The 14,855-nt window shown below is 57.3% G+C and carries 17 protein-coding genes; 16 read left to right on the top strand and 1 reads right to left on the bottom strand.

Features of this window, described 5'->3' with window-relative positions; translation table 11 throughout:
• Positions 1 to 12: 12 nt before the first annotated feature.
• The 16 genes from IEX01_RS10100 (at position 13) to IEX01_RS10025 (ending at position 13,964) form a co-directional block, all read left to right on the top strand.
• On the top strand, positions 13 to 1,314 hold the full coding sequence (locus IEX01_RS10100) for an MFS transporter (protein WP_024556493.1): 1,302 nt from the start codon (positions 13 to 15) through the stop codon (positions 1,312 to 1,314).
• Positions 1,315 to 1,428: 114 nt separating this feature from the next.
• The gene (exuR, locus tag IEX01_RS10095; protein ID WP_024556492.1) at positions 1,429 to 2,208 is read left to right on the top strand and encodes a transcriptional regulator ExuR; all 780 of its coding nucleotides are present in this window, start codon (positions 1,429 to 1,431) and stop codon (positions 2,206 to 2,208) included.
• Between the two features lie 320 nt (positions 2,209 to 2,528).
• On the top strand, positions 2,529 to 3,191 hold the full coding sequence (gene yqjA, locus IEX01_RS10090; protein WP_024556491.1) for a DedA family general envelope maintenance protein YqjA: 663 nt from the start codon (positions 2,529 to 2,531) through the stop codon (positions 3,189 to 3,191).
• Between the two features lie 3 nt (positions 3,192 to 3,194).
• Complete coding sequence (gene mzrA, locus IEX01_RS10085; RefSeq protein WP_024556490.1) at positions 3,195 to 3,575, top strand: EnvZ/OmpR regulon moderator MzrA; 381 nt, start codon at positions 3,195 to 3,197, stop codon at positions 3,573 to 3,575.
• A 159-nt stretch (positions 3,576 to 3,734) separates the two neighbouring features.
• Complete coding sequence (locus IEX01_RS10080; protein ID WP_024556489.1) at positions 3,735 to 4,103, top strand: DUF1090 domain-containing protein; 369 nt, start codon at positions 3,735 to 3,737, stop codon at positions 4,101 to 4,103.
• Positions 4,104 to 4,137: 34 nt separating this feature from the next.
• Complete coding sequence (locus IEX01_RS10075) at positions 4,138 to 4,443, top strand: ElaB/YgaM/YqjD family protein (protein WP_024552653.1); 306 nt, start codon at positions 4,138 to 4,140, stop codon at positions 4,441 to 4,443.
• A 2-nt stretch (positions 4,444 to 4,445) separates the two neighbouring features.
• On the top strand, positions 4,446 to 4,853 hold the full coding sequence (locus IEX01_RS10070) for a phage holin family protein (RefSeq protein WP_024556488.1): 408 nt from the start codon (positions 4,446 to 4,448) through the stop codon (positions 4,851 to 4,853).
• The gene (locus tag IEX01_RS10065) at positions 4,846 to 5,136 is read left to right on the top strand and encodes a YqjK-like family protein (protein ID WP_024556487.1); all 291 of its coding nucleotides are present in this window, start codon (positions 4,846 to 4,848) and stop codon (positions 5,134 to 5,136) included. The genes IEX01_RS10070 and IEX01_RS10065 overlap by 8 nt, the downstream gene beginning before the upstream one ends.
• Positions 5,137 to 5,342: 206 nt before the next feature.
• The gene (locus IEX01_RS10060) at positions 5,343 to 5,735 is read left to right on the top strand and encodes a DoxX family protein (RefSeq protein WP_024556486.1); all 393 of its coding nucleotides are present in this window, start codon (positions 5,343 to 5,345) and stop codon (positions 5,733 to 5,735) included.
• 106 nt (positions 5,736 to 5,841) lie between these two features.
• Positions 5,842 to 6,828: a glutathione S-transferase family protein gene (locus IEX01_RS10055; RefSeq protein ID WP_024561685.1), complete on the top strand. Its 987-nt coding sequence runs from the start codon at positions 5,842 to 5,844 to the stop codon at positions 6,826 to 6,828.
• A 132-nt stretch (positions 6,829 to 6,960) separates the two neighbouring features.
• On the top strand, positions 6,961 to 7,326 hold the full coding sequence (locus IEX01_RS10050) for a DUF805 domain-containing protein (RefSeq protein ID WP_024556484.1): 366 nt from the start codon (positions 6,961 to 6,963) through the stop codon (positions 7,324 to 7,326).
• Between the two features lie 125 nt (positions 7,327 to 7,451).
• Entirely contained in the window at positions 7,452 to 8,378 is a 927-nt protein-coding gene (gene cscK, locus IEX01_RS10045; protein ID WP_188723785.1) for a fructokinase, read from the top strand.
• Between the two features lie 164 nt (positions 8,379 to 8,542).
• Complete coding sequence (locus IEX01_RS10040; protein ID WP_188723784.1) at positions 8,543 to 10,057, top strand: carbohydrate porin; 1,515 nt, start codon at positions 8,543 to 8,545, stop codon at positions 10,055 to 10,057.
• A gap of 68 nt (positions 10,058 to 10,125) precedes the next feature.
• Entirely contained in the window at positions 10,126 to 11,496 is a 1,371-nt protein-coding gene (locus tag IEX01_RS10035; RefSeq protein WP_188723783.1) for a sucrose-specific PTS transporter subunit IIBC, read from the top strand.
• Positions 11,496 to 12,911, top strand: coding sequence for a sucrose-6-phosphate hydrolase (locus IEX01_RS10030; protein WP_188723782.1), 1,416 nt, complete (start codon positions 11,496 to 11,498; stop codon positions 12,909 to 12,911). Before IEX01_RS10035 ends, IEX01_RS10030 begins: the two co-directional genes overlap by 1 nt.
• Before the next feature lie 30 nt (positions 12,912 to 12,941).
• Positions 12,942 to 13,964 (top strand): substrate-binding domain-containing protein, encoded by a 1,023-nt coding sequence (locus tag IEX01_RS10025; protein WP_024560978.1) that lies wholly within the window; start codon positions 12,942 to 12,944, stop codon positions 13,962 to 13,964.
• Here IEX01_RS10025 and IEX01_RS10020 read toward each other — a convergent pair.
• Positions 13,950 to 14,849: a LysR family transcriptional regulator gene (locus tag IEX01_RS10020; RefSeq protein ID WP_024556478.1), complete on the bottom strand. Its 900-nt coding sequence runs from the start codon at positions 14,847 to 14,849 to the stop codon at positions 13,950 to 13,952. The two genes, IEX01_RS10025 and IEX01_RS10020, sit on opposite strands and share 15 nt — an antisense overlap.
• Between the last annotated feature and the right edge of the window lie 6 nt (positions 14,850 to 14,855).

Raw genomic sequence — 14,855 nt, 5'->3', positions numbered from 1 at the left:
ATGAGGTTCGAAATGCGTAAAATTAAAGGGTTACGATGGTACATGATTGCGCTGGTGACGCTGGGCACCGTGCTGGGCTACCTGACCCGTAATACCGTGGCGGCGGCTGCGCCCACATTGATGGAAGAGCTGCATATTTCCACACAGCAATACTCTTATATTATCGCTGCGTATTCCGCGGCCTACACCGTGATGCAGCCGGTTGCGGGTTATATCCTTGATATTCTCGGCACGAAAATCGGTTACGCCTTCTTCGCCGTCACCTGGGCTATCTTCTGCGGCGCCACGGCGCTGGCGGGAAGCTGGGGCGGTCTGGCGCTGGCGCGCGGCGCGGTAGGCGCTGCGGAAGCGGCGATGATCCCGGCGGGCCTGAAAGCCAGTTCCGAATGGTTCCCCGCGAAAGAGCGTTCAATCGCCGTAGGCTACTTTAACGTGGGCTCTTCTATCGGCGCGATGATTGCTCCGCCGCTGGTCGTGTGGGCCATCGTGATGCACAGCTGGGAAATGGCGTTTATTATCTCCGGCGTACTGAGCTTTGCCTGGGCGATGGCGTGGCTGGTTTTCTACAAGCACCCGCGCGACCAGAAAAAGCTGACCCAGGAAGAGCGTGAATACATCATTGGCGGTCAGGAAGCGCAGCACCAGACCAATAACGCGAAAAAGATGACGCCGTGGCAGATCCTTGGCACCCGTCAGTTCTGGGGTATCGCGCTGCCGCGTTTCCTGGCGGAGCCGGCCTGGGGTACGTTCAACGCCTGGATCCCGCTGTTCATGTTTAAAGTCTACGGCTTTAACCTGAAAGAGATTGCAATGTTCGCCTGGATGCCGATGCTGTTCGCCGACCTCGGCTGCATCGTGGGCGGCTACCTGCCGCCGCTGTTCCAGCGCTGGTTCGGCGTGAACCTGATTGTCTCGCGCAAAATGGTGGTGACCATGGGCGCGCTGCTGATGATTGGCCCTGGCATGATCGGCCTGTTCACCAGCCCCTATGTGGCTATCGGCCTGCTGTGCATCGGCGGCTTTGCCCACCAGTCGCTCTCTGGCGCGCTGATTACCCTCTCTTCCGACGTGTTTGGCCGTAACGAAGTGGCGACTGCCAACGGCCTGACCGGTATGGCGGCCTGGACTGCGAGCACCCTGTTCGCGCTGGTCGTGGGCGCGCTGGCCGATACCATTGGCTTTAGCCCGCTGTTCGCCGTACTGGCCGTGTTTGACCTGATGGGCGCGCTGGTTATCTGGACGGTACTGAAAAACAAACCTGCCGCTGAGCTGCAGCAAGAGCAGCGAACTGGCGGTCCCGTCACACAACCTTAATAAATCGTCGCGAAAGCCGCCTGCGGGCGGCTTTTTCATTCTGGCGTTGTGGAGCGCAGAGGCCAAAAGTGGTATAACAAATCTAAGCAGTCTTGCTGTTCACTGGAGTGGTCTATGGAGCTCACCGAATCTCGTCGCCTTTATCAACAGCTTGCCGCTGAACTTAAGCAGCGCATTGAAGATGGTGTTTATCAGGTTGGGGAAAAATTACCCGCCGAACGTTTTATCGCTGATGAAAAAAATGTCAGCCGCACCGTGGTGCGTGAAGCCATCATTATGCTGGAAGTGGAAGGATACGTGGAGGTGCGCAAAGGCTCCGGCATTCACGTCATCTCAAACCAGGCGAAGTATCACAACGCCGTCGATGAGCAACAGCTGGAGTTCGCTAATTACGGTCCGTTCGAACTGCTTCAGGCGCGTCAGCTTATCGAGAGCAATATCGCTGAGTTTGCCGCCACGCAGGTGACCAAGCAGGACATTATCAAGCTGATGGAAATCCAGGAGATGGCGCGCAAAGAGCAGTGCTTTCGCGACTCTGAATGGGATTTGCAGTTCCATGTTCAGGTTGCGCTCGCCACGCAAAACTCCGCGCTTGCCGCCATCGTTGAAAAAATGTGGACTCAGCGCGTTCATAACCCGTACTGGAAAAAACTGCACGAACACATTGACGCCCGCACCGTAGATAACTGGTGCGACGATCACGATAAAATTCTTAAGGCCTTGATTCGTAAAGACCCGCATGGCGCCAAAGTGGCTATGTGGCAGCATCTGGAAAACACCAAACAGATGTTGTTCAACGAAACCAGCGATGACTTTGAATTCAATGCCGACCGCTATCTTTTTGCCGAAAATCCGGTTGTCCATCTCGATACTGCCGCTAACGGCGTAAAATAGCCGCTCTCAGGGCGAGGGTAAGCAAAACGTATATAGTGTCAGCGTTTGTAAATACCCTCGCCACCCTTCTCTTCGGTAAGCAAAATCAATCTTTAACAAAGCACAATTTCTGTGACGTAAAACCTTGGGCTTTGTTACAATTAGACGCAAATTGTGGCTGAGCGGGTAAGTACCCACTCACCGTGCCAGGTTCACAAGGAAATGTGAAGGCATCAGAATCAGTACAGCCGTGTCGACGCCATTACAAAATAACTTCTGTCGCCGCGCTGTTCTCTTCAACTGTAACCATTGGCTTTAACCGCTGTTGCCAGGAACACTGAATGGAACTTTTGACCCAATTACTCAACGCCTTGTGGAGCCAGGATTATGAGACCCTCGCCAATCCATCCATGATTGGCATGCTCTATTTCGTGCTGTTTATGATCCTGTTTCTTGAAAACGGCCTGCTGCCCGCCGCGTTTTTACCGGGCGACAGCCTGCTGGTGTTGGTGGGCGTGCTTATCGCCAAGGGGGCCATGGGCTATCCGCAAACCGTGCTGCTGTTAACCGCGGCGGCGAGCCTCGGCTGCTGGCTTAGCTACATTCAGGGACGATGGCTCGGCAACACGCGGCTGGTGCAGAACTGGCTTTCGCATCTGCCCGCTCACTATCATCAGCGCGCCCATCACCTGTTTCACAAACACGGTTTGTCCGCGTTGCTGATTGCCCGCTTTATCGCTTTTGTCCGCACGCTGCTGCCGACCATCGCTGGCCTTTCTGGACTGAACAGCGCGCGCTTTCAGTTCTTCAACTGGATAAGCGGTCTGCTGTGGGTGCTTATCCTTACTACCCTTGGCTACCTGCTTGGCAAGACGCCGGTCTTTTTGAAGTATGAGGATGCGCTGATGTCCTGCCTGATGCTGCTGCCGGTGGTGCTGCTGGTGTTCGGCCTGATTGGCTCGCTGGTGGTTTTGTGGAAGAAAAAATATGGAAACCGAGGCTAAGGAATGGCGCTGAAAAGGATTTTTCTACGATCTCTCTCTGTCACGCTGATTGCCGCCGCGGTGGCCCTGAGCGCGCTTCTGTTTCTGGCCATGCAGAAGCAGGAGTCGACGCTTGAGATCCGCGCTGCGTCGCAAGGCGCCGTTATCCCCGATGGCTTTTCCGTCTGGCATCATCTGGACGCCAACGGCATCCGCTTCAAAAGCATTACCCCGCAAAAAGATACGCTGCTGATTAAGTTTGACTCCAGCGACCAGAGCGCCGCCGCCCGCGAGGTGCTTTACCGCACCCTGCCGCGCGGTTTTATCATCGCGCAACAGGATGAAGACGCGCCGGGCCCGGGTTGGCTTAACCGCCTGCGTCACGATTTTCGCCAGCTTGGCTAGCCCTTCGCTATTAATCTGAATCTTTTCACTGACTTTGGGGTTTGCGCTATTACTTACTATGCTTAAGTCAGCGCATCCCTTTGGTTTCCCTGCGCAGAATACGCAACTGGATAATCACAGGCCTTTACCGGCGCTGTGACACAAAGGAAAGTTTTCACTATGCATTACCGCACCGTACTGACATTAGCCCTTTTTTCAGTCGCCACGGCAAGCCACGCCGTCTCCCTGTGCCAGGAAAAGGAACAGGAAATACAGCGTGAAATCCACTATGCGGAGAAGCACCACAACCAGAGCCGCATCGATGGACTGAACAAAGCGCTAAGCGAGGTTCGCGCGAATTGCCGTGACAGCAATCTTCGCGCCGACCATCGTAAAGCGGTGGCCGAGAAAGAAGCGGAAGTGTCGGAACGTAAAGCGGAGCTTAGCGAGGCGAAGCAAAAAGGCGATGCCGAAAAGATCGCCCGGCGCCAGCAGAAGCTTCACGAGGCTGAGCAGGAGCTTAAAGCGTTAAAAGCTCGTGACTACTGAGTTTATGGATACCCCTCACTCACTGGAGAGAATTATGTCAAAAGATACAACCACAGATCATCTGCGCGCTGAGTTGAAATCCCTGGCTGACACGCTGGAAGAGGTGCTCTCTTCCTCAGGCGATAAATCGAAAGAAGAGATGAGCAAGCTGCGCAGCAAAGCAGAGCGCGCACTGAAAGATACCCGCTCTCAACTGAGCGATACCGGCGATATTATCGCGAAACAGACCCGTGAAGCGGCGGCCCGGGCTGAAGATTATGTTCGTGCGAACCCGTGGACTGGCGTCGGTATTGGCGCCGCTGTGGGCGTCGTGCTGGGCATGCTACTGACGCGTCGTTGATTATGGCTGAGACTCGTCACGTACCGCCTCAGGGCCCAGGAAAAAGCGTTCTTGGCATTGGACAGCGTATGGTCACCATCATTGTAGAGATGGTGGAAACCCGCTTACGTCTCGCCGTGGTGGAGCTGGAAGAAGAGAAAGCAAACGTCATCCAGCTTCTCCTGATGTTAGGCCTGACCATGCTGTTCGCCGCTTTTGGCCTGATGAGCCTGATGGTATTGATTATCTGGGCAGTCGATGCGCAGTATCGACTTAACGCGATTATCGCAACCACCGCCGTGTTGTTCATTCTCGCGATAATATGCGGCGTATGGGCACTGAAGAAATCACGCCAGTCGACGCTTTTGCGGCATACCCGCGGCGAGCTGGCGAACGACCGCGCGCTGCTTGAGGATAAACCCCATGAGTAAAAAGGAACGTGAAAGACGTAAAGCGTTCCTGTTAAGCCAGATCCAGCAACAGCGGCTGGATCTCTCCGCCAGCCGCCGCGAGTGGCTGGAGTCGACCGGCGCCTATGACCGCGGCTGGAATACGATTCTCAGCCTGCGATCGTGGCTGCTGGTGGGCAGCAGCTTTATGGCTATCTGGAGCGTCCGCAACCCGAACTTTCTGCTGCGCTGGGGCAAACGCGCCTTTGCCGGCTGGAGCGCATGGCGGTTGCTTAAAAACACCATGCACAAGCAAATCCACTAACGCTTCCTCTCCTGCGGGAGAGGAAAGCGCCCCTCTTGCCTTGTTCATCTAATTTGAAAAAGATTAACAGTTTTCCTTGCTAACAATCTTTTTCTCCGCCGCTTATGATTCTCTCCATCAGGATTACTTCGGTAATCAAAACAAAAAATCTTATCTAATCAATAGATTGTTTTAAGCACCTGTAATAAGGCGCACTGGAGAGAGAAATGAAAAAATTCGAAGATGTTGGTATTCTGGTAGCACGTATTCTGATGCCGATTCTGTTCATCGTGGCGGGCTGGGGCAAAATCACCGGTTATGCGGGCACACAGCAGTATATGGAAGCGATGGGCGTACCGGGCTTCTTCCTGCCGTTGACTATCCTGCTTGAGTTCGGCGGCGGTCTGGCGATTATTTTCGGTTTCCTGACGCGCACCACCGCCATCATCACCGCCCTGTTCACGCTGATGACGGCCTTTATCTTCCACATCGACTTCTCGCAGGCGCCGAACTCGATTATGTTCATGAAAAACTTGACCATTGCTGGCGGTTTTCTGCTGCTGGCCATCACCGGGCCAGGCGCGTTCAGCCTTGACCGCGTGCTGAATAAAAAGTGGTAAGGCTTCTATACTGAAATCATCAAAAGCGAGGAGTTTATTCCTCGCTTTTCACTTTTACGCTGAAGCGATGCGACAGGCAAAGCGAAGGAAAACGGGAGGAAAAGAGATGGGACAACTTATCGACGGCGTCTGGCACGACACGTGGTATGACACCAAATCCACCGGCGGGCGTTTTAAACGCTCTGAATCCGCCTGGCGCAACTGGCTTACCGCCGACGGCGAGCCGGGGCCGACCGGTAAAGGCGGTTTTGCCGCCGAGAAAGATCGCTATCACCTGTATGTCTCCCTCGCCTGCCCCTGGGCGCATCGCACGCTGATTATGCGCAAGCTCAAAGGGCTTGAGCCGTTTATCGACGTTTCGGTCGTGCACCCGCTGATGCTGCAGGATGGCTGGACCTTTGATGACAGTTTCCCTGATGCCACCGGTGACCGCCTCTATCAGAACGAATTTCTTTATCAGCTCTATCTGCACGCCGACGAGCATTACACCGGGCGCGTAACGGTGCCGGTGCTGTGGGATAAAAAGACGCAGACTATCGTCAGCAACGAATCGGCGGACATTATCCGCATGTTTAACGGCGCTTTCGACGCGCTGGGCGCACGCGCCGGGGACTACTACCCGCAGGCTCTGCGCGGGCAGATTGACGAGCTGAACGGCTGGATCTACGACACGGTCAATAACGGTGTCTATAAAGCGGGCTTCGCCACCAGCCAGGAGGCCTATGACGAGGCGGTGAATGGCGTTTTCGCTTCACTTTCCCGCCTTGAGCAAATTCTCGGTCAGCACCGCTTCCTGACCGGCAACCAGCTCACCGAGGCGGATATTCGCCTGTGGACGACGCTTGTGCGCTTCGACCCGGTCTATGTCACGCATTTCAAATGCGATAAGCACCGCATCAGTGACTACCTGAACCTGCATGGCTTCCTGCGCGATATTTATCAGATGCCGGGCGTGGCGGAGACGGTTAATTTCGACCATATTCGCAATCACTATTTCCGTAGCCACAAAACCATTAACCCGACGGGTATTATTTCCATCGGGCCGTGGCAGGATCTCGACGAACCGCACGGTCGCGACGAACGATTCCGCTAAACTTTCCGGCGCGCCGTCACGGGCGCCGCTTTCCTTCCCCGCGTCTCATTTACCCGCCGCTGATTCCCGTCTACGCTTTCACTATCGCTTATAAAACAAGCGATTGATGTTCAGACGAGGCGAAAGCATATGATGGACTGGTATTTTAAAGTTTTAAGAAACTACATTGGCTTCAGTGGCCGGGCGCGCCGCAAAGAGTACTGGATGTTTATTCTGGTCAACATCATCCTGACCGGCGTGCTCAGCATGGTTGATAAAATGCTGGGGCTGCGCGTGGCGGGGGATGAAGGCATACTGACTGCAATTTATGGTCTGCTGGTGTTCCTCCCCTGGTGGGCGGTGCAGTTCCGGCGGCTGCATGACACCGATCGTTCCGCCTGGTGGCTGCTGCTGCTTATTATCCCGATTGTAGGCTGGCTTATCATTCTGGCGTTTAACTGCCAGGACAGCACTCCGGGCGAAAACCGCTTCGGACCGAACCCTAAACACATCACCTGATCTCCCGACGCCGCTTTTCTGCGGCGTTTCCCCTTCTATCTTGTTATTCCCCACTCGCTGAAAGCCAATTAATTTGCTAAAACGGTTTAACAAAAGTTTAGCGACAACCTTTAAGGAGCAAATTGATGACGGCGAAAGTATGGGTGCTCGGCGATGCAGTAGTGGATTTACTGCCGGATGGCGAGGGGCGGCTTTTACAATGCCCGGGCGGCGCGCCGGCGAATGTGGCGGTCGGCGTGGCGCGGCTTAACGGCCGTAGCGGATTTATCGGCAGGGTTGGCGACGATCCTTTTGGCCGTTTTATGCAGCGCACACTTAACCATGAAAACGTGGATATCAGGTTTATGCGTACTGATGCCTCTCATCGCACCTCTACCGTAGTAGTGGCGCTGGATGATGAAGGCGAACGCTCTTTTACTTTTATGGTGCGACCAAGCGCTGACCTGTTTCTGGAAACAAGCGATTTGCCGCCTTTCCAGGCGGGAGAATGGCTTCACTGTTGCTCTATTGCTTTGAGCGCCGAACCTTCTCGCACCGCGGCCTTTACGGCGATGGAGCGCATGCGCGCGGCGGGCGGTTTTGTCTCTTTCGACCCGAACATCCGCGAAGACCTCTGGCACGACCCGGCCTTGTTACGCCAGTGCCTGTCGCAGGCGCTGAAGCAGGCGCATGTGGTTAAGCTTTCAGAAGAAGAGCTGTGGCTTATCGCCGGGTCGACAGAGATAAAAACCAGCTTGGCGCGCCTTGCTGAGACTTACGCTATTGAACTTCTGCTGGTGACGCAGGGCAAAGCCGGAGTGCTGGCCTGGCACCGCAACGACATTCGCCATTACCCAACGCTGCCGGTAGTAAGCGTCGATACAACGGGCGCAGGCGATGCGTTTGTCGCCGGGCTGTTATCCGGGCTGGCGGAGCGCGGCCTGCCGCAAAACGAAGCGGAGCTCGCCGCCTGTCTCGCCAGCGCGCAAATCTGCGGCGCGCTCGCCACTACCGCCAGAGGGGCTATGACCGCCCTGCCTTATTTTCATCAGCTTCAGCAACAGCTTGCCTGATCCCGGGCCGCGTTCGCGGCTCGTTTTGCGACCCGTCTCACATTCACTAAATCGGTTTAGCACTTTTCATTGCCCTGCAAAATTAACCGTGATTATGATTTAAACCTAAACCGGTTTAGCAAACTTACATAATGACGATACCTCTTTATCACGGATGCAAAACGATGAAAAAAACCACGCTCGCCGTCACCCTTGGCCTGTTGCTCGGTTCCGGCCCGGCCTGGGGCGATGCCAGCATGAGCAGCATTGAAGCGCGTCTCGCCGCGCTGGAGCAGCGTCTTCAGGCGGCGGAACAGCGCGCCAACGCCGCCGAAACCCGCGCCGAAGCGGCAGAGAAACAGGCTCGCGAACTGGCCGCCGCGCAGCAGCAGACCCGTACCGCCGCCGCGCAGGTCGAGCAACGCACCGCAAAGCTTGAGCAAAAAGCGAGCGACGAAGGCGGTTTTGAATTCCACGGCTACGCCCGCTCCGGTCTGTTGATGAACGACTCCGCCACCAAAACCCAGGGCGGCCCGACCGTCACCCCTGCCGGGGAGACCGGCGGCCACGTAGGCCGTCTGGGCAACGAGCCGGATACCTACGTCGAGATGAACCTTGAGCATAAGCAAACGCTCGCAAACGGCGCCACTACGCGCTTTAAGGTCATGCTTGCCGACGGACAGCGCACTTACAACGACTGGACCGCCGAAAGCAGCGATCTCAACGTCCGCCAGGCCTTTACGGAACTCGGCCATCTGCCCACCTTTACCGGCGCGTTCAAGGACGCCACCGTCTGGGCGGGCAAACGCTTTGACCGTGATAACTACGATATTCACTGGCTCGACTCTGACGTGGTGTTCTTGGCCGGTACCGGCGCCGGGATTTATGACATGACGTGGAGCGACGAGGCGCGCAGCAACTTCTCGCTCTATGGCCGCACCTTCGGCGATACCGAAAACAGCGAAAACACCGCCCAGAACTACATCCTGACGCTGAATAACTACTTCGGCCCGGTGCAGCTGATGGTAAGCGGCATGCGCGCCAAAGATAATGAAGACCGCCTCGACCTGGAAGGCAACGAAGTGAAGGGCGATGCGGCGGAGCATGGCGTTCATGCGCTGCTCGGCCTGCATAACGAAAGCTTCTACGGCCTGCGTGAAGGCTCCTCGAAAACCGCGCTGCTGTATGGCCACGGGCTGGGCGCCGAGGTGAAAACCATCGGCGCCGACGGCGCGCTGCTGCCGGAAGCGGACACCTGGCGGCTGGCAAGCTACGGCATCACGCCGCTCGGCGGCGGCTGGCACATCGCACCGGCGGTGCTGGCGCAGAGCAGCAAGGATCGCTACGTGAAGGGCGACAGCTACGAATGGGCGACCGTCAACGCGCGCCTGATTCAGGAAATAACCCAGAACTTCGAGATGCAGTACGAAGGCACCTACCAGTACATGGACCTGCGGCCGGAAGGTTACAACAGCCGCAACGCCGTCAGCGGTAACTTCTATAAACTCACCGTCGCGCCGACGCTTAAAGCCAGCGACGTGGGCGAATTCCTCAAACGCCCCGAACTGCGTCTTTTCGCCACCTGGATGGACTGGGATCACCGTCTGGATAACTATGCCAGCGGCGACGCTTTCGGCAGCAGCGGTTTCGCTGCCGGCGGCGAGTGGAACTTCGGCGTACAGATGGAAACCTGGTTCTGACAGCACGGCCCCTTCCGGGGCCGCTTCTCCCGGGCTGAGACTACCAAAACGATAAGACAGAGGTTGTTATGGATTTTGAACAGATTGCCCGCGCGCTGCTGCCGCTGCTGGGCGGCAAGGAAAATATCGCCAGCGCAGCCCACTGCGCCACGCGCCTTCGTCTGGTGCTGGCGGACGACGCGAAAGCCGATACCGCCGCCATCGGCAAGGTGGACGGAGTGAAAGGCTGCTTTCGCAATGCCGGTCAGTTGCAGGTGATTTTCGGCACCGGCGTGGTGAATAAAGTTTACGCCGCGTTTATTCAGGTCGCAGGCATTAACGAATCGAGCAAAACGGAAGCCGCGAACGCCGCCGCGCGCAAGCTCAACCCGTTCCAGCGCGTGGCGCGCCTGCTTTCGAATATTTTCGTACCGATAATCCCGGCGATTGTCGCCTCCGGCCTGCTGATGGGCTTGCTCGGCATGGTGAAAACCTACGGCTGGGTCAACCCGGATAACGCGCTCTACATCATGCTGGATATGTGCAGCTCGGCGGCGTTTATCATTCTGCCGATACTTATCGGTTTTACCGCGGCGCGTGAATTCGGCGGCAACCCTTACCTTGGCGCGACGCTCGGCGGCATCCTCACCCACCCGGCGCTGACTAACGCCTGGGGGGTGGCGGCAGGCTTCCACACCATGAACTTCTTCGGCATTGAGGTGGCGATGATAGGCTACCAGGGCACGGTTTTCCCGGTGCTGCTGGCGGTATGGTTTATGAGTCTGGTGGAAAAGCAGCTGCGCCGCGTTATTCCGGATGCGCTCGATCTTATCTTAACGCCCTTCTTTACCGTGATTATCTCCGGCTTTATCGCGCTGCTGGTGATTGGCCCGGCGGGCCGGGCCCTGGGCGACGGCATCTCTTTCGTGCTAAGCACGCTCATCGCCCACGCCGGCTGGCTGGCGGGTCTGCTCTTCGGCGGGCTCTATTCCGTTATCGTGATTACCGGCGTGCACCACAGTTTTCACGCCATCGAAGCGGGGCTGCTCGGCAACCCTTCTATCGGCGTGAATTTCCTGTTGCCCATCTGGGCGATGGCGAACGTGGCGCAGGGCGGCGCTTGTCTGGCGGTGTGGTTTAAAACGAAAGATCCTAAAATCAAGGCCATTACCCTGCCTTCCGGCTTCTCGGCGCTGCTCGGCATTACCGAAGCGGCCATTTTCGGCATCAACCTGCGCTTTATGAAGCCTTTCATCGCCGGGCTTATCGGCGGCGCGGCGGGCGGCGCGTGGGTCGTCTCCGTTCACGTCTATATGACCGCCGTAGGCCTGACCGGCATTCCCGGCATGGCCATTGTGCAGGCCAGCTCGCTGCTGAATTACGCCATCGGCATGGTTATCGCTTTTTGCGTCGCCTTTGTCGTTTCTTATCTGCTGAAATACAAAACGGATTCTGAATAATGGCTTCGACAACGCGGCTGCCTGCGATTTTGCAGGCAGTGATGAAAGGTCAGCCGCAGGCGCTGCGTGACGACCACTACCCGGCCTGGCATCTCGCCCCGGTCACCGGGCTGTTAAACGACCCGAACGGATTTATCCACTTCCAGGGGCGCTACCACCTGTTTTACCAGTGGAACCCGCTTGGCTGTGAGCATAAGTACAAATGCTGGGGTCACTGGAGCTCGGCGGATTTAGTGCAGTGGCGGCACGAGCCCATCGCCCTGATGCCCGATGAAGAGTATGACCGCAACGGCTGCTACTCCGGCAGCGCGGTGGATAACCAGGGTAAGCTTACGCTGTGCTATACAGGCAACGTAAAGTTCGATGACGGCGGACGCACCGCCTGGCAGTGTCTCGCGGTGCAAAACGCCGAAGGGGGCTTCGATAAACGGGGGCCGGTGGTGCCGCTGCCGGGCGGTTATACCGGCCACGTCCGCGACCCGAAAGTGTGGCGGCATGAACATCACTGGTACATGGTGCTGGGCGCGCAGGACCTCGAACTGCAGGGCAAAGTGCTGTTGCTGCGCTCGGAAAACTTGTGGAACTGGCAGAGCCTGGGCGAAATCGCCGGCAGCGGCCTGAACGGCATTGGTGATGCGGGTTACATGTGGGAGTGTCCGGATCTTTTCGCCCTCGGCGGAAAAACGTTTCTTCTCTGCTGCCCGCAGGGCGTTGAGCGTGAGGAAAAGCGCTTTCTGAATGCTCACCCCAGCGCTTATCTGAGCGGCGAGTTTGACTATGCGCGCGCCTCGTTTCAGCACGGCCCGCTAAATGAGATTGACGCCGGGTTTGAGTTTTACGCGCCGCAAACCACGCTGACGGCCGACGGCAGACGGCTGCTGGTGGGCTGGATGGGGGTGCCGGATGGCGAAGAGATGCACCAGCCCACGACCGCGTATGGCTGGATCCACCAGATGACCTGCGTGCGTGAGCTTTCTGAGCAAAACGGCAAGCTGTATCAGCAGCCGGTGCGCGAGCTTCAGGCGCTGCGCGGCGAAGAAGAGCGTTACCAGGGCAACGCCGCTGCGGCGCCGGCGCTTAACGCGCAACGCCTTGAGCTGGAACTGGAACTGGAAAGCGCGGGCGACGTCACGCTTAACTTCGCCGATACCTTGCTCGTGGAATGGCGGCGCGACGCGTTGCGCCTCGCGCGCAGAAGCCTGCAAACCGGCGAATGGCTTTACCGCTACTGGCAGGGCGACGCGCATAAACTGCAAATATTGTGCGATAGCTCCAGCGTTGAGATCTTTATCAATGAAGGCGAAGGGGTCATGAGCAGCCGCTATTTTCCCACGCAGCCGGCGCAGCTGACTTTCAGCGGCAGCGCAGAACTGCGGGCCCGCTACTGGTCGTTGCGCCCCTGCATGGTAGAATGACGGTCCCTTTTTCCTGACCAGTGCATCGCCGTGAGAAAAACCAAACGCGTTACTATTAGTGATATCGCCGCGCTGGCGGGGGTCTCCAAAGCCACCGCCAGCCTGGTGCTCAACGGACGGGGCAAAGAGCTGCGCGTCGCGCAAGAGACACGTGAGCGCGTGCTTACTATCGCCCAGCAGCAGCACTATCAACCCAGCATTCACGCTCGCCTGCTGCGGGAAAACCGCAGTCATACGCTGGGGCTGGTGGTGCCGGAAATCACCAACTATGGTTTCGCCGTTTTCTCTTACGAACTGGAAAACCTCTGCCGCGAAGCGGGCCTGCAATTGCTTATCTCCTGCACCGATGAGAACCCCGGTCAGGAAACGGTGGTGGTGAACAACCTTGTGGCGCGCCAGGTAGACGGGCTGATTGTCGCCTCCAGCATGCTAAGCGACAGCGATTACGTGAAACTCAGCGAGCAGTTGCCGGTCGTGCTGTTTGACCGCCACATGAGCGATACTCGCCTGCCGCTGGTGATGACCGATTCCGTGACGCCCACCGCCGAACTGGTTGAGCGGGTAGCGCGCGCCCATCCTGACGAGATCTATTTTCTTGGCGGCCAGCCCAGGCTTTCGCCGACGAAAGACCGGCTTGAAGGTTTTAAGCAGGGGCTTGAGCGGGCGGGCGTGGCGCTGCGACCGGAGTGGATTATTCACGGCAATTATCACCCAAGCAGCGGTTACGAGATGTTCGCCGCCCTGTGCGCCAGGCTGGGGCGCCCGCCCAAAGCGCTCTTTACCGCCGCCTGCGGCTTGCTGGAAGGGGTGCTGCGCTACATGAGCCAGCACGGTTTACTGGAAAGCGATATCCATCTCGCCAGCTTTGACGATCACTATCTTTATGATTCGCTTTCGGTGCGCATTGATACGGTACAGCAGGACTGCCGCCAGCTGGCGTACCACTGCTTTGAAATGCTGACCCAACTGGTGGATGAGAATGACCCGACGCCGCTGCAACGCCACCTTCCGGCCACGCTGCAATGGCGTCATCAGGCGTCAGTGTCTTCCTGAAAACAGCTTCGGAATTTCACGCAGGCACCAGGCCTTGGCTTCGCCCATACTGTCGCGCCGCCAGGCCATAATGATATCGATTTCATTGGTGTATTCCGGGCTAACCACGCGCAGTCGGCCTTCCGCGATATCTTTTTCCACCATCGCATAAGGCATCGTCGCCACGCCCAGCCCCGCCAGCAGCGCCTGGCGTTTATCTTCAATCGACGTTACCGTCAGGCGCGGCTGCTTATCGAGCAGCTGTACCGTCAACACCGGCCTTTCACGCGCGGTGTCCGCCACCGCCACGCCGCGATACTTCACGCGAGTGACTTCCGAGAGCGGCTCCGGCTCCTGATGGATAGGATGATCCGGCGCGGCGACATACACGTTCATCACTTTATAAAGCTTGCGGGAGTTGATTTCCGACGAAGAGCGGAAATGCATGTCCGGCGCAATGACGATATCCGCCCGCCCCTGCTCCAGCCGCTCCCACGCGCCCGCCAGGACCTCGGTAATAATAGAAAGTTGGGTGTTAGCCTTTTCCGCAAGCTTATCCACCAGCGGGAAGAGCGTGGAGGTGGGAACAAGCGCTTCGGCGACTATCGTCAGGTGAGTTTCCCAACCGCGGGCCAGCGCTTCGGCATCTGTTGTGAGCTTATCCGCCGCTTCTAACAACACGCGACCGCGCTCAAGCAGCATCCGGCCGACATTAGTGAATTTGGTGCGGTGCCCGGAGCGGTCAAACAGCACTACGTCGAGTTCTTCTTCAAGCTTTTGCATGGTATAGCTTAACGCAGACGGCACGCGCCCTAACTCATCCGCCGCAGCGGCAAAACTGCCGCGCCTGTCGATAGCGTCCATTACCCTTAATGCTTCCAGCGTCAACGCCCTTTCTTTAGCCATCGGGTT

The sequence above is a fragment of the Franconibacter daqui genome (assembly GCF_014644275.1).
Classification (GTDB): Bacteria; Pseudomonadota; Gammaproteobacteria; order Enterobacterales; family Enterobacteriaceae; genus Franconibacter; species Franconibacter pulveris.
Note: the sequence above shows the minus strand (reverse complement) of the source record. Positions and strands in the feature narration are given on the sequence as shown.